This window comes from Streptomyces sp. NPDC059787 (genome assembly GCF_042732315.1).
Lineage (GTDB): Bacteria > Actinomycetota > Actinomycetes > Streptomycetales > Streptomycetaceae > Streptomyces > Streptomyces atrovirens.
Map to the genome: position 1 here is coordinate 216,574 of NZ_JBHWHX010000008.1, position 20,452 is coordinate 237,025.

At 70.6% G+C, this 20,452-nt stretch carries 13 protein-coding genes, 1 tRNA gene and 1 rRNA gene; 2 read left to right on the plus strand and 13 right to left on the minus strand.

Annotated elements, in window-relative coordinates; all coding sequences use genetic code 11:
* The first annotated feature begins 402 nt into the window (after nt 1-402).
* Nucleotides 403-1,212 (plus strand): Fpg/Nei family DNA glycosylase, encoded by an 810-nt coding sequence (locus ACFV5H_RS10550; RefSeq protein WP_385194005.1) that lies wholly within the window; start codon nt 403-405, stop codon nt 1,210-1,212.
* Here the strand turns inward: ACFV5H_RS10550 and ACFV5H_RS10555 are convergent.
* From ACFV5H_RS10555 to ACFV5H_RS10600, 10 genes are all read right to left on the minus strand, one after another.
* Complete coding sequence (locus ACFV5H_RS10555; RefSeq protein ID WP_385055352.1) at nt 1,196-1,450, minus strand: hypothetical protein; 255 nt, start codon at nt 1,448-1,450, stop codon at nt 1,196-1,198. The genes ACFV5H_RS10550 and ACFV5H_RS10555 overlap by 17 nt on opposite strands.
* A 126-nt stretch (nt 1,451-1,576) precedes the next feature.
* On the minus strand, nt 1,577-2,047 hold the full coding sequence (locus tag ACFV5H_RS10560) for a Dps family protein (protein WP_385055354.1): 471 nt from the start codon (nt 2,045-2,047) through the stop codon (nt 1,577-1,579).
* 186 nt (nt 2,048-2,233) lie between these two features.
* On the minus strand, nt 2,234-2,614 hold the full coding sequence (locus ACFV5H_RS10565) for a helix-turn-helix domain-containing protein (RefSeq protein WP_003993396.1): 381 nt from the start codon (nt 2,612-2,614) through the stop codon (nt 2,234-2,236).
* Between the two features lie 109 nt (nt 2,615-2,723).
* Nucleotides 2,724-3,269, minus strand: a complete 546-nt coding sequence (locus ACFV5H_RS10570) for a CinA family protein (RefSeq protein WP_385055357.1) — start codon at nt 3,267-3,269, stop codon at nt 2,724-2,726.
* Nucleotides 3,266-4,150 carry a CDP-diacylglycerol--glycerol-3-phosphate 3-phosphatidyltransferase gene (pgsA, locus tag ACFV5H_RS10575; RefSeq protein ID WP_385055360.1) on the minus strand — a complete coding sequence of 295 codons (885 nt, stop codon included), beginning with the start codon at nt 4,148-4,150 and terminating at the stop codon, nt 3,266-3,268. Before pgsA ends, ACFV5H_RS10570 begins: the two co-directional genes overlap by 4 nt.
* A complete protein-coding gene (gene rimO / locus ACFV5H_RS10580) occupies nt 4,147-5,622 on the minus strand; it encodes a 30S ribosomal protein S12 methylthiotransferase RimO (protein ID WP_385055363.1) in 1,476 nt (491 codons plus the stop codon). The genes pgsA and rimO overlap by 4 nt, the downstream gene beginning before the upstream one ends.
* A 93-nt stretch (nt 5,623-5,715) precedes the next feature.
* Nucleotides 5,716-6,555, minus strand: coding sequence for a helix-turn-helix domain-containing protein (locus tag ACFV5H_RS10585; RefSeq protein WP_385055366.1), 840 nt, complete (start codon nt 6,553-6,555; stop codon nt 5,716-5,718).
* A 252-nt stretch (nt 6,556-6,807) separates the two neighbouring features.
* Nucleotides 6,808-9,570, minus strand: a complete 2,763-nt coding sequence (locus ACFV5H_RS10590) for a DNA translocase FtsK (RefSeq protein WP_385194008.1) — start codon at nt 9,568-9,570, stop codon at nt 6,808-6,810.
* Nucleotides 9,571-9,726: 156 nt separating this feature from the next.
* Nucleotides 9,727-10,404 (minus strand): two-component system response regulator, encoded by a 678-nt coding sequence (locus ACFV5H_RS10595; protein ID WP_385055370.1) that lies wholly within the window; start codon nt 10,402-10,404, stop codon nt 9,727-9,729.
* Nucleotides 10,405-10,710: 306 nt separating this feature from the next.
* Nucleotides 10,711-16,182: a HAMP domain-containing protein gene (locus ACFV5H_RS10600; protein WP_385055373.1), complete on the minus strand. Its 5,472-nt coding sequence runs from the start codon at nt 16,180-16,182 to the stop codon at nt 10,711-10,713.
* Nucleotides 16,183-16,598: 416 nt separating this feature from the next.
* Between ACFV5H_RS10600 and ACFV5H_RS10605 the strand changes: the two genes are divergently transcribed.
* Nucleotides 16,599-19,352, plus strand: a complete 2,754-nt coding sequence (locus tag ACFV5H_RS10605; protein WP_385055376.1) for a SpoIIE family protein phosphatase — start codon at nt 16,599-16,601, stop codon at nt 19,350-19,352.
* Between the two features lie 80 nt (nt 19,353-19,432).
* Here the strand turns inward: ACFV5H_RS10605 and ACFV5H_RS10610 are convergent.
* The 3 genes from ACFV5H_RS10610 to rrf all read right to left on the minus strand — a co-directional run.
* Nucleotides 19,433-19,505 (minus strand) — tRNA-Thr (locus tag ACFV5H_RS10610).
* Nucleotides 19,506-19,583: 78 nt separating this feature from the next.
* Entirely contained in the window at nt 19,584-20,261 is a 678-nt protein-coding gene (locus tag ACFV5H_RS10615) for a DegT/DnrJ/EryC1/StrS family aminotransferase (protein WP_385055378.1), read from the minus strand.
* Between the two features lie 100 nt (nt 20,262-20,361).
* Nucleotides 20,362-20,452: ribosomal RNA gene (rrf, locus tag ACFV5H_RS10620) — 5S ribosomal RNA — on the minus strand; the annotation flags it as partial.

The following is a 20,452-nucleotide window of genomic DNA, read 5'->3' on the forward strand; positions in this document are numbered from 1 at the left end:
GAGGACTACGCCCGCGCCCGACCCACCGCCGGCACACTCCCGACCGAACACCCCGGCCGCCCGCGGGACGCTCGGCACGATCACGGTGGAGCACATCGACGGCACCTCCGCGCTGACGTCCCTCCTGGAGACTGGAGACCGCCGACTTCGTCGCCACACCCGGAGGACTGCGTCCGCGCCCCCGGCCCACCGCCGGCACACTCCCGCCCGAGCGCCCCGGCCGCCCGCGGGACGCTCGGCACGATCACGGTGGAGCACACCGACGGCACCTCCGCGCTGACGTCCCTCCTGGAGACCGCCGGCTTCGTCGCCACACCCGGAGGACTGCGTCCGCGCCCCCGGCCCGGCGTCGGCGCACGCCCGCCCGAGCGCCCCGGCCGCCCGGCGTGCCACCCTTGACGCATGCCCGAAGGAGACACGGTCTGGCAGGCCGCGCGGCGGCTGCACGACGCCCTGGCCGGCCAGGTGCTGACCCGCAGCGATCTCCGGGTGCCGAGGTTCGCCACGGCCGACCTCACCGGCCGCACCGTGCTGGACGTCACCCCGCGCGGCAAGCACCTGCTGACCCGCGTCGAAGGCGGCCTGACACTGCACTCGCACCTGAGGATGGACGGCTCCTGGCGGGTGTACGCGCACGGACAGCGCTGGAACGGCGGCCCCGCCCACCAGATCCGGGCGATCCTCGGCAACGCCGACCGCACGGCCGTCGGCTACCGGCTCCCCGTCCTGGAACTGATGCGCACCATCGACGAGGACCGCGCGGTCGGCCATCTCGGCCCCGACCTCCTCGGCCCGGACTGGGACCCCGGCCTCGCACTGGCCAACCTCCTGAAGGACCCGGCCCGCCCCCTCGGCGAGGCCCTGCTGGACCAGCGGAACCTCGCCGGAATCGGCAACATCTTCAAGAGCGAGCTGTGCTTCCTCCTCGGCGTCACCCCCTGGCTCCCCGTGGGCGAGCTGCCCGCCGACCGTTCCGCGAAGCTGCCGGTGCTCGCCAGGAAACTGCTGGAGTTCAACCGTGAGCGCCCGGTCCGCAACACCACGGGCCGCCGTGGCCAGGACCTGTTCGTGTACGGCCGCGCCCGCCGCCCCTGTCTGCGCTGCCGCACCCCGGTCCGTCTCGCCGACCAGGGCGACGGCTCCCGCGAGCGCCCCACGTACTGGTGCCCCACCTGCCAGCCGGGCCCGGCTCCGTTCACTCCCCGTCGGTGAGCCGACGCACGGTGCCCATCCGCCACGCCCGCCGCCACCGTCCCGCCGCGAGCGCTCCCTCCGCCCGCGCCTTGGGCATGCAGTGCACCGGCAGCAGACTGAGCCCCCACCCGCCGGCCGCGACCGCCCCTTCCACCACCCCGGCGTCGGGCGCCAGCAGCAGCCGCGCCACCGCCCACCACCACAGCGCCCCCAACCCCAGAGCGACCCCCCGGCGCACCACCCGCCCCGTCGTCACGGCTCCCACCCCCGCGCCGACGCTATGAGACCGCTCGCCCCCGCCCACAGGGCGCACCAAGGGCACACGGGCGCATCCGGGTCCCCGGGCCGCTCCACGAGGACCCCACGGCCCCCGAAGGCCACGTCACCCGTTCTCGGCCTGGAACATCCAGTGCTGCTTCTCCAGGTCGGCGGTGATCGTGATCAGGATGTCCTGGCTCACCGGGTCCGGCTCCGCGGTCGCCGTGACCCGCTCCCGCATACGGGCGATCACCGCGCCCAGTGCCTCCACGAGCGCGCTCACCGCGGCCGTGTCGTCGACCCAGCCCTCGGGCGTCACCCCGATGCCGCTGCCGACGGCCACCGTCGCGGCACGCCCGTCGGGCGAGACCCCCAGTGCCGCGGCGCGCTCCGCCACGGTGTCGGAGTGGGTACGCGCCAGGGTCACGACCTCGTCGAGCTGGAGGTGCACGGAACGGAAGCGTGGCCCGACCACGTTCCAGTGGATCTGCTTGCCCACCAGGGCGAGATCCACCAGGTCGACCAGGGCGCCCTGCAGCGCCTCGGACACGGTCTTCAGGTTCGCGTCGGACAACGGGCTCTTCACGACGTACATCCGCACCTCCGTAGCCGGCCCCCTGACTCGTCCCTCAACGATGACCGCCACACGCCGCACCGGCAAACGCACAAAAGAGAAGGCCCACGCATGCGAAAACCCCGGCGGCACCCCTCCGGATCTCCCGGAAGGGCCCCTACCGGGGCATCCCACACCTTCACACCGCGCGTGCGCGGAACACCACGCTCACGCGGCGACGACGTCCACCGCCTCGGCGGGCGCCTTGATGGTCACCCGTTCCGGTGGCACACCGGTCACCGAAACGGAACCCAGCATCGGACGAACCGGCGTGGGTACGGGCTCGCTGGGGGTCGCTGCAGCAGACTGGGCCAGTTCGGCGAGAGCGAGCTCGTCGCTCACTTCCCGCATGAGCTCGGACATCCGTACGTCCAGCGCGTCGCAGATGGCGGAGAGCAGCTCGGAGGAAGCCTCCTTCTGCCCCCGCTCCACCTCGGAGAGATAGCCGAGTGAGACTCGGGCGGACGAGGAGACTTCGCGCAGAGTACGGCCCTGGCGTTGGCGCTGCCGACGCAGCACGTCACCCAGCAGGCGACGGAGCAGAATCATCGGTGGCTCCCTCCTCGGACCGCGTAGCCGCATCCTTCTCGCCCCACCGTACCGCCTTGCGCCGCGGCCGTGCGGGGAGCGATGTCGTGTTCACTCAGGGCTGCAAACATCAAAACCCCCCGTTCCGTTCCGTATCCTGTGCCCGCTCATTCCCGGTCTGTTCGCCCGCAAGCTCCGTCAGAAGCAGTGCGAGTACGCTCCGTACACTCTCCATACGAATTTCCGCGCGGTCGCCGTTCAACCGCAGATGCTCCACTTTTCCGCCGCGGGCGGAACCCGTTCCCGTTCCCGAGGGGCCGTCCACGGCCACGAAAACCGTGCCGACGGCCTGGCCGTCCTGGGGGTCCGGACCGGCGACGCCGGTGGTGGCGATGCCCCAGTCGGCACCCAGCGCCTTGCGGACACCGGCCGCCATCCGGGCCGCCACCTGCGGATCCACCGCTCCGCGCTCCGCCAGCAGGGTGGCGTCCACACCGAGCAGTTCCCGCTTGAGTTCGGTGGCGTACGCCGTCACCGAGCCCCGGAATACCTTGGACGCCCCGGGGACCGCAGTGATCTCCGCCGCCACCAGGCCACCGGTCAGCGACTCCGCGACGGCGAGCGTTCCGCCGTTCACGGTGAGTAGTCGCACCACTTCGGTGGCCTCGGAACTCACGCTTCCGTCTCCTCCAACGCCGCCTCGCGCTCGGCGATTCCCTGCCTGCGCAGCACAATGGCCTGTTTCACATAGTCGAGTCCGGTCGCCACGGTCAGCACGACCGCCGCGGCCATCACCCACCACCGCAGTGTGGCCAGCCACCCCGTCAGCGCCAGTACGTACATACCGACGGCGATGCCCTGGGTGAGGGTCTTGAGCTTGCCCCCTCGGCTGGCCGGGATCACGCCGTAGCGAATGACCAGGAAACGCAGCAGGGTGACGCCGAGTTCCCGGCCGAGGATGACTCCGGTGACCCACCACGGGAGATCGCCCAGCGAGGAGAGACAGATCAGTGCCGCTCCCATGATCGCCTTGTCGGCGATGGGGTCGGCGATCTTCCCGAAGTCGGTGACGAGGTCGTACGTGCGCGCCAGATGACCGTCGAACAGATCGGTGATCATGGCGATGGCGAAGGCCGCCCAGGCGAACGACCGCCACGCCGGGTCGTATCCGCCCTCGGCGAGCATCAGCATGACGAACGCCGGCACCAGGAGCAGCCGGAGCATGGTCAGCAGGTTGGCGATGTTCCAGACGCTGGCCTGGTTGACGGCCGCCGCCGCGATCTTCGCGCCGCGCGCGGGCCTGGTCGCGTCCCCGGCGTCGACGCCGTCACGGGACGCGGTGGCCGGCGCCGCCTCGTCGCCGTGCGTCCGGGTGCCGGCCGGGCCACGGCCGGACGCACCGCGCCGGGCCGGTCCGCCACCGGACGGTCCCGGAGCCGTGCCCCGTGCCTCCCGCGCGACCGTGCGGCCGGTCGCCGGCATGCCTCCGGGTGCGGCGCCCGCCGTCCTCCTCGCGCCGGAGGGGCCTCCCGCCGCCGATGCCGGGACACCCGTCATCTGCCCGCCTCCTCACTACACGCGGGCGAACCCTGGAACAGCGGCTCGGCCACCAGGTCGACACCCTCCGTGCCGACCACCTTCGCCTCGACCATACGGCCGACACTCAGTCCCTCGCCGCTCGTGAGCAGCACCTGGCCGTCCGTCTCGGGGGCCTGGTGCGCCGCCCGGCCGTACACGCCCTCCGTCTCGTCGACGGACTCCACCAGTACGTGCAGGGTCTCGCCGACCCGCTCCTCGGCGCGCTGCGAGACCAGTTCCTCGGCCAGCCGGGAGACCCGGGCCAGCCGCTCGGCGACGACCTCCTCGTCCAGCTTGCGGTCGTACGTCGCGGCCTCGGTGCCCTCCTCGTCGGAGTAGCCGAAGACGCCGATGGCGTCCAGCCGCGCGTGGTTCAGGAACCGCTCCAGTTCGGCGAGGTCGGCCGCGGACTCGCCGGGGAAGCCGACGATGAAGTTGGAGCGCACACCGGCCTGGGGCGCCTTGCTCCGGATGGTGTCGAGCAGCTCCAGGAACCGGTCGGTGTCGCCGAAGCGGCGCATCGCGCGCAGCACGTCGGGCGCGGAGTGCTGGAAGGACAGGTCGAAGTAGGGGGCGACCTTCGGGGTGGAGGTCAGCACGTCGATCAGGCCGGGCCGCATCTCGGCCGGCTGGAGGTAGCTGACGCGCACCCGCTCCAGGCCGTCGACCTCGGCCAGCTCGGGCAGCAGGGACTCCAGCAGGCGGATGTCGCCGAGGTCCTTGCCGTAGGAGGTGTTGTTCTCGGAGACCAGCATGATCTCCTTCACGCCCTGCTCGGCCAGCCAGCGCGTCTCGTTCAGCACGTCGCTGGGGCGGCGCGAGATGAAGGAGCCGCGGAAGGACGGGATGGCGCAGAAGGAGCAGCGCCGGTCGCAGCCGGAGGCGAGCTTCACCGAGGCGACCGGGGCGCCGTCCAGCCGGCGGCGCAGCGGCGCGCGGGGGCCGGAGGCCGGGGCGAGGCCGTCGGGCAGGTCCGCCGGGCCGTGTCCCGGAAGGGCGACGGCGGCGGCGGAGTCCTGCCGCTCGGCCGGGCTGATCGGCAGCAGCTTGCGGCGGTCGCGCGGGGTGTGGGAGGCGTGGATGCCGCCGTTCAGGATGGTCTGGAGGCGGTCGGAGATGTCGGCGTAGTCGTCGAAGCCGAGCACGCCGTCGGCTTCGGGGAGGGCCTCGGCGAGTTCCTTGCCGTACCGCTCGGCCATGCAGCCCACCGCGACGACGGCCTGGGTTCTTCCGTGTCCCTTGAGGTCGTTGGCCTCCAGGAGGGCGTCGACGGAGTCCTTCTTGGCGGCCTCGACGAAGCCACAGGTGTTGACGACGGCGACGTCCGCTTCCTCGGCGTCCTCCACGAGCTGCCAGCCGTCCGCCTCCAAACGGCCTGCGAGCTCCTCCGAGTCCACCTCGTTACGGGCGCAGCCAAGGGTGACGAGTGCGACGGTACGGCGTTCAGGCATGGGCTCAAGACTACTTCGTCCCGCTGACGCCCCACGTCGACGGGGTTGGCCGATCATGGCCGACCCCGTCGACGAAGCACCCTTCGCACCGGGTCATCCGGCCTGCGGGTCGCCCTTGGTGTAGGTGAGGCGCTCGACGGCGCCCGGCTGCCAGTCGTCCTCGATCTTCTTGCCGTTCACGAACAGGTCGATCGCGCCGGCGTCACCGAGGACCAGGTTGATCTTGGTGCTGTCCTGGAAAGTCTTGGAATCGCCCTGCTTGAGCAGCCCGTCGAACAGCAGCCGGCCGTTGTGGTCCTTGGCGGAGATCCAGCTGCGTCCGTCGGCGGCGCTGACCTGGACCGTCACCTTGTCCTGCGGCGCGGCGGCGATGGCGCTGTCCGACGGTTCCGGCTCGGGCGCGGCGGGCTTCTCGGACTTCGGGGTGGGCGAGGCGGCCGACTTGCTGGGGGTGGCGCCGTCGGCGACGTTCGCCTTGTCGCCGTCGTCGCCCTTGACCATCGTGAAACCGACGAAGCCGATCACGACGACGATCGCGGCGACCATGGCCGCGGTCCAGTTGGGTCCGCGCCGCTCCGGACGGATGCGTTCCGCCTCGAACAGCGGGGCGGCCGGGGTCGGGGCCGGACGGCCGCCGCCGTGCTCGGCCTCGTACTGGGCGATCAGCGGGGCAGGGTCGAGGTCCACGGCCCTGGCCAGGGTCCGGATGTGCCCGCGCGCGTAGACGTCGCCGCCGCAGGGGGCGAAGTCGTCCGCCTCGATGGCGTGCACGATGGCGATACGGACCCGGGTGGCGGTACTGACGTCGTCGACGGTGAGCCCGGCGGCGATGCGCGCCTGCCGCAGCGCTCGGCCGACGGAGACGGAAGGGCGGGCTTCCTCGGAAACGTCTTCGAACGGACGCTCGTCTTCAGGGGAGTTGCCGATGGACACGGGGGCGCCTTTCGAGCGTGTAGCCGCCTGTGCTGGAGGTTCAGTCTAGGAGGGGTACGAGAGGATGGGGCAACCGGGCGGTAGGACTTTGTACGCCATCGGAATGGCCCGACATTCCGATGATGGGACTGCGGTTTGTCACTTCGCTCAACTTGACGTACACCGACGGGAAACAGTTGCTCGATGATCCCTAACGGGTGGGTCACGATCGACCGCCCGGGTGCCCGGAGACGACGACCGCCTCCGGTTCGCCTACCCTTCAGACTCCCCCCGGATCAGCGCGAGCACGCCATCCAGTTCATCAGGCTTCACAAGAACGTCACGAGCCTTCGAGCCCTCGCTCGGTCCGACGATGTTCCGCGACTCCATGAGGTCCATCAGCCGGCCCGCCTTGGCGAAGCCGACGCGCAGCTTGCGCTGGAGCATGGACGTCGACCCGAACTGGGTGGAGACGACCAGCTCGGCCGCCTGGCACAGCAGGTCCAGGTCGTCGCCGATGTCCTCGTCGATCTCCTTCTTCTGCTTGCTCCCGACGGTGACGTCGTCCCGGAAGACGGGCGCCATCTGCTCCTTGCAGTGGCGGACGACGGCCGCGACCTCCTCCTCGGTCACGAACGCGCCCTGCAGACGCGTCGGTTTGTTCGCGCCCATCGGCAGGAACAGCCCGTCGCCCTTGCCGATCAGCTTCTCGGCGCCGGGCTGGTCGAGGATGACCCGCGAGTCCGCGAGCGAGGACGTGGCGAACGCCAGCCGGGACGGCACGTTCGCCTTGATCAGACCGGTGACCACGTCGACGGACGGCCGCTGCGTGGCGAGCACCAGGTGGATACCGGCCGCCCGCGCGAGCTGCGTGATCCGCACGATGGCGTCCTCGACGTCGCGCGGGGCGACCATCATCAGGTCGGCCAGCTCGTCGACGATCACCAGCAGGTACGGGTACGGCTGCAGCTCGCGCTCACTGCCCTCGGGCGGTGTGGCCCTGCCCTCGCGCACCGCGCGGTTGAAGTCGTCGATGTGCCGGTAGCCGTAGGCGGCGAGGTCGTCGTAGCGCAGGTCCATCTCGCGCACGACCCACTGGAGCGCCTCGGCGGCCCGCTTGGGGTTGGTGATGATCGGCGTGATCAGGTGCGGGATGCCCTCGTACGCCGTCAGCTCCACGCGCTTGGGGTCGACCAGGATCATCCGGACGTCCTCCGGGGTCGCCCGCATCATGACCGAGGTGATCAGGCAGTTGATGCAGGACGACTTTCCGGAGCCGGTGGCGCCGGCGACCAGCATGTGCGGCATCTTGGCCAGCGAGTCCATGACGTAGCCGCCCTCGACGTCCTTGCCGAAGGCGACCAGCATCGGGTCGTCGTCCTCGGCGGACTCCGCGAGCCGCAGTACGTCACCGAGGTTGACCATCTCCCGGTCGGTGTTGGGGATCTCGATGCCCACCGCGGACTTGCCGGGGATCGGGCTGATGATCCGCACGTCCGGGCTGGCGACGGCGTACGCGATGTTCTTGGTCAGCGCGGTCACCCGCTCGACCTTCACGGCCGGGCCGAGTTCCACCACGTAGCGGGTGACCGTCGGGCCGCGGGTGAAGCCGGTGACGGCGGCGTCCACCTTGAACTCCGTGAAGACCTTCCGCAGCGCGTCGGCGATGATGTCGTTGGCGGCGCTGCGGGTCTTGCTGGGGCCGCCGCGCTCGAGCAGGTCGAGGGCGGGCAGCGAGTAGGTGATGTCGCCGGAGAGCTGGAGCTGCTCCGCGCGGGCGGGCAGGTCGCGGGGCTCGCGGGGCGGCTCCTTGGTCATGTCCAGGATGCCGGCCGGCGGCTTGTCCCGCTGCGGCCTGTCCTGAGACCTGTCCCCCTTCGGCCTCTCCTGCTGCGGGCGGGCGGCCGGGACCGGCGTCGGTGTGGTCGGTTCGCGGTCGCCGGTGCTCACGCCCTGGGTCAGGTCGGCGACGATCGGCGAGGGCGGCATCCCGTGCAGCACGGCGCCGTCCAGCGCGGCGGCAGCGGCGGCGGCCACGTCCACCGCGTCCATGGGCCGGTCCACGGCGGGCCTCGGCACCACGGGCCTGCGGGGCCGGCCCCGGCGCCGGGACAGCGCCTCCTGCTCCGCGCCGTCCGGGTCGTACTCCTCGGGCGCCGGCCGCCGTCCGCGGCGGCTCGCGGGCAGCGACTCGCGCCACTGCTGCTCGTAGCGCTCGTCGTCCTCGCCGAACTCCTCCGGCTCGGGTTCGCGGACGAGTCCGAGCCGCACACCGAGCTGCCGCAGGCGCTGCGGGATGGCGTTGACCGGGGTGGCGGTGACGACCAGCAGACCGAAGACGGTGAGCAGCACCAGCAGCGGCACGGCGAGGACGTCGGTCATGGTCGCCGACAGCGGTGTGGCCGCGCCCCAGCCGATGAGCCCGCCCGCGTCCCTTATGGCCTGCATGCCGTCACCGCGCGCGGGCGAGCCGCAGCCGATGTGGATCTGCCCGAGCACGCCGATGACGAGCGCGGACAGACCGATCACGATCCGTCCGTTGGCCTCCGGCTTCTCCGGGTGCCGGATGAACCGTACGGCGACGACGGCGACCAGGACCGGCACCAGCAGGTCGAGCCGGCCGAAGGCCCCGGCGACCAGGATCTCCACGAGGTCGCCGACGGGACCCTTCAGGTCGGCCCAGGTGCCGGCGGCGACGATCAGGGCGACGGCGAGCAGCAGCAGCGCCAGGCCGTCCTTGCGGTGCGCGGGGTCGAGGTTCTTGGCGCCCTGCCCTATGCCGCGGAAGACGGCGCCCACCGCGTGCGCGAGGCCCAGCCACAGGGCGCGTACGAGCCGGTAGACGCCACTGGTCGGATTCGGGGCGGCCGGTGCGGGCGCGGGCTTCTTCGCCGCGGCCTTCCTGGCGGGAGCCTTCTTCGCCGGCGTCTTCTTCGCCGGGACCTTCTTGGCAGCGGCCTTCTTCGCCGGAGCCTTCGCGGAAGCGGGCGCCTTCTTCGCGGGCGGCTTCTTGGCTGCGGAGGGACGTGGGGCCATGGGTGTGAGGTTACCGGTGGAGGCGGTTGGAGACACGCGTGGCGGATGCTTCACCCGTTCGTGTCGTCCTTGTCGAGGCGTGACGTTGACGAGCAGTTGACGCGGTCTCACGCCCGCGACGCGTCGGGTGCCCGGCCAACGCCCTTGTCCTCGGTGTCAGTTCTGTGACGGCACCGACGACGCGCTGCCGGTCCCGGGCTCCAGGGCGTCCAGCGCCCGCCGCAACCCCGTGAGCTTGCGCTCCAGATGGGCGGCCGTGGCCACCGCGGCCGCGTCGGTCGACTCGTCGTTGAGCTGCTTGGTGAGCGCCTCGGCCTGCTCCTCGACGGCCGCGAGCCGCGCCGAGAGCTCCGCGAGCAGCCCCGCCGACTCCTTGGACTCGGCCGCTTCCTTCTCGCCGCCCTCCAGCTGGAGCCGCAGCAGCGCCGCCTGCTCCCGCAGCTGGCAGTTCTTCATGTACAGCTCGACGAAGACCGAGACCTTCGCGCGCAGCACCCACGGGTCGAACGGCTTGGAGATGTAGTCGACCGCACCCGCCGCGTACCCGCGGAAGGTGTGGTGCGGGCCGTGGTTGATCGCGGTGAGGAAGATGATCGGGATGTCCCGGGTCCGCTCCCGCCGCTTGATGTGCGCGGCGGTCTCGAAACCGTCCATGCCCGGCATCTGGACATCCAGCAGAATGACCGCGAAATCGTCCGTGAGCAGTGCCTTGAGCGCTTCTTCCCCGGACGATGCCCGCACCAGTGTCTGATCGAGCGCCGAGAGGATCGCCTCCAGCGCGAGCAGATTCTCCGGCCGGTCATCGACCAGGAGGATCTTGGCCTTCTGCACCATGGCCCGCCCTCCTCGCCCCGGCTTGGGGCCTCCCCTGTCCGCAGGACCTGGGGACGTACCCGCGGGTACCGCCCCAGGGGACGACTCCCTTGCGCCGCCCGTCCTTGTGCCGGTCATCGTAGCCGCACCCCGCCCGTCGCCACACCCTGTCACCGCGATGTCACTGTGCACGTAGCAGAAACGCAGCGGGAGACCAGAAGGTTCCCCGATTCCCGTACTTCTACACGACTTCGCGCACACCACGTCAGCAACATCATGTGAACACCGGAGCTTCCCGTCACCTTCGCGCCCCCTCCGGACGCCGTCTCACTCCCCCCGCATCCACTGCTCCATCACCGACAGCAGGTGATCGGGGTCGACCGGCTTGGTCACGTAGTCGGAGGCACCCGACTCGATCGCCTTCTCGCGGTCGCCCTTCATCGCCTTCGCGGTGAGCGCGATGATCGGGAGCCCGGCGAACTGCGGCATCCGGCGGATCGCCGTGGTCGTGGCGTATCCGTCCATCTCGGGCATCATGATGTCCATCAGGACGACCGCCACGTCGTCGTGCTGCTCCAGCACCTCGATGCCCTCGCGGCCGTTCTCCGCGTACAGCACGGACAGGCCGTGCTGCTCCAGGACGCTGGTGAGCGCGAAGACGTTGCGGATGTCGTCGTCGACGATCAGCACCTTCTGCCCGCCGAAACGGATGCCACGGCTCGACGGCCGGGGAGCCGGCTCCTGCTGCTCCGCGTCCGACCACTGCTCGGCCTCCGGAGCGGGCCGCTGCTCGAGCGTGATCCTGCGGCGGCGCCGGAACAGCGCGGCCGGACCGTTCTGGGTGTCCCGGTACGACTTCACCTCGGCCGGCGTCTCGACCTGCGGCCCGGTCAGCTCGGCCGAGGCCACCAGGTCACCGGCCTCCAGCGCGGGCATGGGCTGCTGGTAGCCGTTCGGGGGCAGCTCGCTCGGGTGCAGCGGCAGGTACAGCGTGAACGTCGAGCCGCGGCCCGGCTCGCTCTGCGCGTGGATCTCGCCGCCGAGCAGCTGCGCGATCTCCCGCGAGATGGACAGCCCCAGACCCGTACCGCCGTACTTGCGGCTGGTGGTGCCGTCGGCCTGCTTGAACGCCTCGAAGATCACCCGCATCTTGCCGGCCGCGATGCCGATGCCCGTGTCGCTCACCGAGAACGCGATCAGGTCCGCGTCCGGGTCGGTCAGCGAACCGGCCTCCAGCAACTGCTCCCGGATGGCCTGCGGAACCTCGTCCCGGGCGGGCCGGATGACCAGCTCGACCGATCCGGAGTCGGTGAACTTCACCGCGTTGGACAGCAGGTTGCGCAGCACCTGGAGCAACCGCTGCTCGTCGGTGTGCAGCGTGGCCGGCAGCTCCGGCGACACCCGCACCGACAGGTCCAGGCCCTTCTCCGCGGTCAGCGGCCGGAAGGTGGCCTCCACGTAGTCCACGAGCTGGACCAGCGCGATGCGCGTCGGGGAGACGTCCATCTTGCCCGCCTCGACCTTCGACAGGTCGAGGATGTCGTTGATGAGCTGCAGCAGGTCGGACCCGGCGCCGTGGATGGTCTCGGCGAACTCGACCTGCTTCGGGGAGAGGTTCCCCTCCGCGTTGTCGGCGAGCAGCTTCGCCAGGATCAGCAGCGAGTTGAGCGGCGTACGCAGCTCGTGCGACATGTTGGCGAGGAACTCGCTCTTGTAGCGCATGGAGACCGCGAGCTGCTCGGCGCGCTCCTCCAGGACCTGCCGCGCCTCCTCGATCTCGGTGTTCTTCACCTCGATGTCGCGGTTCTGCCGGGCCAGCAGCTCGGCCTTCTCCTCCAGTTCGGCGTTGGACGCCTGGAGCGCCTTCTGCCGCTGCTCCAACTCCGCCGACCGCTCGCGCAGTTGCTCGGTCAGCTCCTGGGACTGCGAGAGCAGCCGCTCGGTCTTGGTGTTGACCGAGATGGTGTTGACGCTCGTCGCGATCATCTCGGCGATCTGGTTGAGGAAGTCCTTCTGGATGTGCGTGAACGGCGTGAACGAGGCCAGCTCGACGACGCCGAGCACCTTCCCCTCGAACAGCACCGGCAGCACGATCACCTGCGCCGGCGGTGCCTCCCCGAGCCCCGAGGAGATCTTCAGATAGCCGCTGGGCGCGTCCTGCACGAGGATCGTGCGCTTCTCCACGGCGGCCGTCCCGATGAGCCCCTCACCGGGCCGGAACGACGTCGGCATGGACCCCATGGAGTAGCCGTACGAGCCGAGCATGCGCAGCTCGAACTGGTCGTCGTCCGCGGCGTTCAGGTCCTCGCCGTCGACCAGCGGCATCGCGAGGAAGAACGCGCCGTGCTGCGCGGACACCACCGGCGTCAGCTCGCTCATGATCAGCGAGGCCACGTCCTCCAGGTCACGGCGGCCCTGCATCAGCGCGGAGATGCGGGCGAGATTGCCCTTGAGCCAGTCCTGCTCCTTGTTGGCGATCGTGGTGTCGCGCAGGTTGGCGATCATCTTGTTGATGTAGTCCTGGAGTTCCTGGATCTCCCCGGACGCGTCCACGTCGATCTTCAGGTTCAGGTCGCCGCGGGTCACCGCGGTCGCCACCCGCGCGATGGCACGCACCTGCCGGGTCAGGTTCCCGGCCATCTCGTTCACGGACTCGGTCAGGTCCCGCCAGGTGCCGTCCACGTCACGCACGCGTGCCTGGCCGCCCAGCTGACCCTCGGTGCCCACCTCGCGGGCCACGCGGGTGACCTCCTCGGCGAACGACGACAGCTGGTCCACCATCGTGTTGATGGTGGTCTTCAGCTCGAGGATCTCTCCGCGCGCGTCGATGTCGATCTTCTTCGTCAGGTCACCCTTGGCGATGGCCGTCGTCACCATGGCGATGTTGCGCACCTGACCGGTCAGGTTGGACGCCATCTGGTTCACCGACTCGGTGAGGTCCTTCCACGTCCCCGCCACACCCGGCACGTGCGCCTGGCCGCCCAGGATGCCGTCCGTGCCCACCTCGCGGGCCACCTTGGTGACCTGCTCGGCGAACGCGCTCAGCGTCTTCACCATGATGTTGATGGTGTCGGCGAGCTGCGCCACCTCACCGCGCGCCTCGATGCTGACCTGCCGCGACAGGTCGCCGTTGGCGACGGCCGCGGACACCTGGGAGATGTTCCGCACCTGAGTGGTCAGGTTCTTCGCCATCAGGTTGACGTTGTCGCTCAGGTCCTTCCAGATGCCCGTGACACCCGGCACGTGCGCCTGGCCGCCCAGGATGCCCTCGGTGCCCACCTCGCGGGCCACCCGCGTCACCTGCTCGGCGAACGACGAGAGCTGGTCCACCATCGTGTTGACGGTGGTCACCAGCTCCAGGATCTCGCCCTTGGCGTCGACGGTGATCTTCTTCGACAGGTCACCCTTGGCGACCGCCGTGGTGACCTCGGCGATGTTGCGCACCTGGAGGGTCAGGTTGTTCGCCATGCCGTTCACCGACTGTGTCAGGTCCTTCCAGGTGCCGGAGACCCCCTGCACCTCGGCCTGACCGCCGAGGATGCCCTCCGTACCCACCTCACGGGCGACCCGCGTGACCTCCTCGGCGAACGACGACAGCTGGTCCACCATCGTGTTCAGCGTGTTCTTGAGCTCCAGGATCTCCCCGCGCGCGTCCACGGTGATCTTCTGCGACAGGTCGCCGCGCGCCACCGCCGTCGCCACCTGGGCGATGTTGCGCACCTGGCCGGTCAGATTCGACGCCATGCCGTTCACGGAGTCCGTCAGGTCCCGCCACACACCGGCGACCCCGGGCACCTGCGCCTGACCGCCCAGCCGGCCCTCCGTACCCACCTCGCGGGCCACCCGCGTCACCTGGTCGGCGAACGACGAGAGCTGGTCCACCATCGTGTTGATGGTGTTCTTCAGCTCCAGGATCTCCCCGCGCGCGTCGACGTCGATCTTCTGCGACAGGTCACCCCGCGCGACGGCCGTCGTCACCTGGGCGATGTTGCGCACCTGGCCGGTCAGATTGGACGCCATCGAGTTGACGGAGTCGGTGAGTTCCTTCCAGGTGCCCGACACGCCGTCCACGCGCGCCTGACCGCCCAGCCGGCCCTCCGTACCCACGTCCCGGGCCATCCGCGTGACCTGGTCCGCGAAGCTCGACAGCTGGTCCACCATCGTGTTCACGGTGTTCTTCAGCTGGAGCATCTCACCGGAGACGTCCACGGTGACCTTCTGCGACAGGTCGCCGTTGGCGACCGCCGTCGTCACCTGGGCGATGTTCCTCACCTGTCCGGTGAGGTTGCGGAACGCCGTGTTGACGGAGTCCGTCAGGTCCTTCCACGTCCCCGCCGCCCCCGGCACCTGCGCCTGACCGCCCAGCTCACCCTCGACACCGATCTCGCGCGCCACGCGCGTGACCTCCGCACCGAAGGAGGACAACTGGTCCACCATCGTGTTGACGGTGTTCTTCAGCTCCAGCATCTCGCCGGCCACGTCCACGGTGACCTTCTGCGAGAGGTCACCGTTGGCGACCGCCGTCGTCACCGCCGCGATGTCACGCACCTGAGTGGTGAGGTTCCGGAACACCGTGTTGACGGAGTCCGTCAGGTCCTTCCATGTCCCCGCGGCCCCCGGCACGTTCGCCTGACCGCCCAGCCGTCCCTCGGCCCCGACCTCGTTGGCGACCCGCGTGACCTCGTCCGCGAAGATCCGCAGCGTCTCGGTCATCTGGTTGATCGTCTCGGCGAGCTGCGCGACCTCGCCGCGCGCCGGCACCGTCACCTTCCGCGACAGGTCACCGTTGGCGACCGCCGTCGTCACCTCGGCGATCCCGCGCACCTGAGCGGTGAGGTTCCCGGCCATGGTGTTGACGGAGTCGGTGAGCTCCTTCCAGACGCCGTCCACCCCGGGCACCTGCGCCTGGCCGCCCAGGGCGCCCTCGGTGCCCACCTCGCGCGCGACGCGGGTCACCTCCGAGGAGAACGCGGAGAGCTGGTCCACCATCGTGTTGACGGTGTTCTTCAGCTCCAGCATCTCGCCCTCGACGTGCACGGTGACCTTGCGGGACAGATCACCGCGCGCGACGGCCGTCGTCACCAGCGCGATGTCGCGCACCTGCGCCGTCAGCCGCTCCGCCATCGTGTTGACGGAGTCCGTCAGGTCCTTCCAGGAGCCGGACATGCCGCGCACCTGGGCCTGACCGCCCAGCTTGCCCTCGGTGCCCACCTCGCTGGCCACGCGCGTGACCTCGTCGGTGAACGTCGACAACTGGTCGACCAGGTTGTTCACCGTCCGCGCGACCTTCAGGAACTCGCCCCGCAGTGGATGCCCGGCCCCTTCCGGCGCCGCCTGCGTCCGCAGCTCCATACGAGGCGACAGATCGCCCTCCGCCACCGCCGACAGCACCCGGCTCACCTCGGAGACGGGCCGCACCAGGTCGTCCACCAGCGCGTTCGAATGGTCGATCGCGGTCGCCCAGGAACCCTCACAGGCCCCCGTCTCCAGCCGCTCCGTGAGCTTTCCCTCACGCCCGACCATGCGGCGCACCCGCGCCAGCTCACCCGTCAGATGGAGATTGCGGTCGGCCACCTCGTTGAAGACCGCCGCGATCTCCGCCATCACGCCGTCGCCGGACACCGTGAGCCGCTTGCGGAAGTTCCCGTCCCGCATCGCCACCAGCGCCGTCATCAACCGGTTCAGGGCCGCCGTGTCCACGGTCGTGGTCCCGCCCCGCGTCCTTCCCGGCTTGCTCAGGGACTGTCCGCCTTTCGCGCGCGTCGTCTTCGTGCCCCGCGTCGCTGCGCCAGACTCCACTGTGTCCCTCCCGCAGGGGTCGACCGTTACCGCTGTGCCCGGGCACACCGCCAGGGGCGTTCCCGATGTTCCTGTGCTCTTCCCGTACTACTGCGATGTCCTGCCCGACGTTCCGAGGCACCGCCAAGGGGGCTGCTGCCCACCCGGGGCGGAAGGCACACGGCCCGCCCGGACCTTCACCACAAGCCTGCCCAGTGTTTCACCCCCGCCGAACCAGGCCATAACAGTCCGGCAGCTTCGCACATCGTCCGCACACCCGCCGGACGGAGAACACCTCCGGACGACAAACACAGCGGACCGGCATCCGCCCGGACCGCGAAGGTAAGTAACCTTGCATCCGGCTGTCCAGCCACGCCGGTCCGTCCGGCCTGGGCGGTGGCACGGGAACGAGCGGGCATCGGAGGGCGGCCGCACACATGACCACCGGACTGATCCCGGGGGAACAGCCCCCGGACCCACGGCCGACTGACGGCCTGCCGCACCAACGGCACGAGCCGGTCGGCCAGGGAGCCATGCCCGTCGAGAACCGGTCGAGGAGTTCTGTGATCACCGCGCGCGCGGCCGCCAGCTTCGAGCCCGTGGGGCGATCGGTCGCGAGCGCCCGCTCCTTCGTCCGCGACACCCTGCAGGGCTGGGGCTTCGCCGACATCGTCGACGACGCCGTGGTTCTCACCAGCGAACTGGTGACCAACGCCGTGGTCCACGCCGGCACCTCCGCCGACCTGCTCTGTCTGCGCAGCGACGAAGGCGTGCGGATCGAGGTGGCCGACCGGTATCCGGAGCGGGAGATCCCGCTCCAGGGCTCCGCCATCACCATGGGCAGCCCCGACCGCGAGGGGGGCCGCGGGCTCCAGCTGTGCGCGGCCCTGGCCGGCCACTGGGGCGTGGACTACACCCCCACCCACAAGACCGTCTGGTTCCGGCTCGACCTTCCCGAGCGCCCGGTCGGCACCCGCACCGCCGGCCCCTCCCTGCCGGCCCACCTCCTCCCGCTCGCCGACACCCGGGTCCGCGTCGCCGTCGTCCAGATCGACCGGACCGGCTCCGTCACCGCCTGGAACGAGGACGCCGAGGAACTCTTCGGCTACTCCGCCGAGCAGGTCACCGGCAAGCCGCTGACCGACTTCGCGGCCTGGCCGCACACCCCGGGCACCGGCACCGGCATCGCCGACGCGCTCCGGCTCTCCCGCTGGGAGGGCAGCTACGGCATCAGGGGCGCCCACGGCCGAGTGATCCCCGTGTACGCCTCCCACCTGCGGGTCCGGGACACCGACGGCGAACCGTCAACGGTCTGCCTCCTCGTACGCGACCACGAACGGGCGGTTCTGCAGACCCCGCTGCGCGGCCCCGCGTCCGACAAGTCCGGCACCTCCGAGGGGCAGAGCACCGACCCCTTCGAGGTCTTCATCGGCTCCCCGGCCCCGGACGACCTCGACGGTCTGCTCCAGCGCACGGTGGAACGCGCCCGCGACATGCTCGACGGCGACTCCGCCTTCCTGCTCCTCGCCACCGACGACGAGACGGAACTGGAGGTCCGCGCCTCCACCGGCCTGCCCTCGGCCCGCCAGCGCTTCGCCCGCGTCCCCGTCGAGGCCGGCCCCGGCCGCTACGGCTCCGCCCGCATGCCGGCAGTCCACGAGGACCTGACCGCCGTCCCCGGCGCGGTGCCGCTCCTCAACAGCACCGGCATGCGCTCGGTCGTCACCGTCCCGCTGAAGGTGGAGGGCCGCCTCACCGGCTCCCTCGGTGTCGCCGCCGAGGCACCCGGCAGATACTCCAACGAGGAGGCGCTGCGCCTGCAGTTCGCGGCGGACCGCATCGCGCTCGCCGTCGAGTCGGCCCGCCTGGGCGAACTGGAGCGCCTGCGCCGCGGCTCGCTCAGCTTCCTCGTCGAGGCCTCCGACCTGCTGGCCGGCACCCTGGACCGGGACCAGACGCTGGCCCTGATGGCCCAGATGACGGTGCCGACCCTCGCCACCTGGTGCGCCGTCTACACGATCGCCGACCAGGCCTCCGAGCCGTACCTCTCCTACGTGCTGCACGAGGACGAGGAGCTGATCGACGGCATCAAGTCCCTGTTGTCGAAGATCGCCCCGCCCGATCCGGTCCCCACGCCCGGCGCCCGCGTCTGGTCCGCCCCCGCGGAGGTCGCCCACCGGGCGGCCCTGCGCACCTCCATGCGCAGCCTCGGCCTCAGCGGCAGTCCGACCCGTCAGGTCACCCCGGGCATCGGCCCGACCCTCGCGACGGCCTCCGCTGTCGGCGGCGAGACGGTGGTCCTGCCCCTGGTCGCCCGCAACCGGGTCATCGGCATGCTGACGCTCGGCAAGCCGACCGACGAACACTTCCGCCAGGAGATCCTGGAGCTCGCCGAGGACCTCTCCCGGCGGGCCGCCCTGGCCCTGGACAACGCCCGCCTCTACTCGGAGCGCACGGCCATCAGCCAGTCCCTCCAGCGCAGCCTCCTGCCGCCGGAGCTGCCGACGATCGACGGCGTCGAGGTCGAAGTCATCTACCGTGCGGCCGGCGAGGGCAACGAGGTCGGCGGCGACTTCTACGACCTCTTCCCGATCAGCGACGGCGCGTACGGTTTCGCCATCGGCGACGTCTGCGGCACCGGCCCCAACGCGGCGGCCGTGACCGGTCTCGCCCGGCACGCGCTCCGACTGCTGGCCCGCGAGGGCCTCAGCGGCCCGGCGGTCCTGGAGCGCCTCAACTCCGCGATCCTCGACGAGGGCGCCCGCAGCCGCTTCCTCACCCTCCTCTACGGCGAGATGCGCCCGCAGGGCGACGGCAGCGCGGAACTGAAGGTGGTCTGCGCCGGCCATCCCCTCCCGCTCCGCCTGCGCCAGGACGGCACGGTCGAACCGGCGGCGGAGCCGCAGCCCCTCCTCGGTGTCATCGAGGACCTGGAGTTGTACGAGCAGACGGTCACCCTCGATCCCGGCGACGTGCTTCTCTGCGTCACCGACGGTGTCACCGAACGCCGCGAGGGTCCCCGCATGCTGGGTGACGACGGCCTCGCCGACGTCCTGACCACCTGCACCGGTCTGACGGCCGGCGCGGTCGCGGCCCGCATCATGCGCGCCGTGGAACGCTTCGCCTCCGAGCCCCCGTCCGACGACATGGCGATCCTCGCCATGCGCGTACCGGGCCTGCACACGGATTAATCAGCGAGTGCCCTCCAGGCAGGGCACTGCCGCAGGGCATGAGAAAGGCCCCGCCCGAATGGGCGGGGCCTTTCTGTCCGAGCCCCCAAACGGAATCGAACCGTTGACCTTCTCCTTACCATGGAGACGCTCTACCGACTGAGCTATAGGGGCCTGTTGCCGTGTGCGGGGTTTTCCGCTCGCCAACGGAATAGATCATACCCCGAACGGACCCGTGCTCCCAACCGCCGCTCAGCCGGTCGGCTGGAGCAGCCCGCCCAGCGCATTGCACGCCGCCGCGATCCGCTGCATGTCCCGTTTGGTCAGCGACGCGTCCACGGGGAGCGCGAGCGTCTCGTCGGCGGCCCGCTCGGTCTCGGGCAGGGACACGCACCGGCGGAACTCGGGCATCCGGTGCACGGGGGTCTTCACCGGTATGCGGCACTCAACGCCCTTGCCCCGTATGGCGCGTGCGAAGGCGTCCCGGTCGGGCCGGCCGTTCCCCGGCACCCGCACGACGTACTGCTGATAGGTGTGCCCGACTCCGCTCTCGGGCGTCCGCACGCCTCGCAACTTGGCGTCGAGGAACGCCGCACGCTCCCGCCGCCGAGCCATCTCGTCGTACGGCGCCTCGGATTCTCCGTGCTCCAGCACCAGCAGGCCGTGCCGGCGGCCGAGCGCGTGCAACCGCCCGACGTCGGCGGGCCTTCCGAAGCGGTGCACGACAACGACGGCTGCCGTCCTCGGAGTTACGGCCGCCTCCACCGCGGCCGGTTCCAGGCAGTACGTCGCCGGGTCTATGTCGGCGAACACCGGCAGCGCCCCTGCCATCGCCACGGCTTCGGCGACTTCCACGTTCCCGAAGGCCGGTACGACGACCTCGTCGCCCACTCCGACACCGGCGGCCCTGAGCAGTGCAGCAGTACTCATGGAGTGGATGCTCGTTGCGCAACGTGAACGTCAAGTGACGCAGAACAAAAAAGGGTTGGACCCGGAACCGAAGTTCGGGGTCCAACCCTTTTGAATGATTGTTCGGCGGCGTCCTACTCTCCCACAGGGTCCCCCCTGCAGTACCATCGGCGCTGTAAGGCTTAGCTTCCGGGTTCGGAATGTAACCGGGC

Bases quoted from the DNA above. Each gene is read 5' to 3' on its own strand.
- ACFV5H_RS10560 (WP_385055354.1), bottom strand. From the start codon at position 2,047: ATGTACGTCGTGAAGAGCCCGTTGTCCGACGCGAACCTGAAGACCGTG.
- ACFV5H_RS10615 (WP_385055378.1), bottom strand. From the start codon at position 20,261: ATGAGTACTGCTGCACTGCTCAGGGCCGCCGGTGTCGGAGTGGGCGAC.
- pgsA (WP_385055360.1), bottom strand. From the start codon at position 4,150: ATGACGGGTGTCCCGGCATCGGCGGCGGGAGGCCCCTCCGGCGCGAGG.
- ACFV5H_RS10565 (WP_003993396.1), bottom strand. From the start codon at position 2,614: ATGATTCTGCTCCGTCGCCTGCTGGGTGACGTGCTGCGTCGGCAGCGC.
- ACFV5H_RS10550 (WP_385194005.1), top strand. From the start codon at position 403: ATGCCCGAAGGAGACACGGTCTGGCAGGCCGCGCGGCGGCTGCACGAC.
- rimO (WP_385055363.1), bottom strand. From the start codon at position 5,622: ATGCCTGAACGCCGTACCGTCGCACTCGTCACCCTTGGCTGCGCCCGT.
- ACFV5H_RS10605 (WP_385055376.1), top strand. From the start codon at position 16,599: ATGACCACCGGACTGATCCCGGGGGAACAGCCCCCGGACCCACGGCCG.
- ACFV5H_RS10590 (WP_385194008.1), bottom strand. From the start codon at position 9,570: ATGGCCCCACGTCCCTCCGCAGCCAAGAAGCCGCCCGCGAAGAAGGCG.
- ACFV5H_RS10595 (WP_385055370.1), bottom strand. From the start codon at position 10,404: ATGGTGCAGAAGGCCAAGATCCTCCTGGTCGATGACCGGCCGGAGAAT.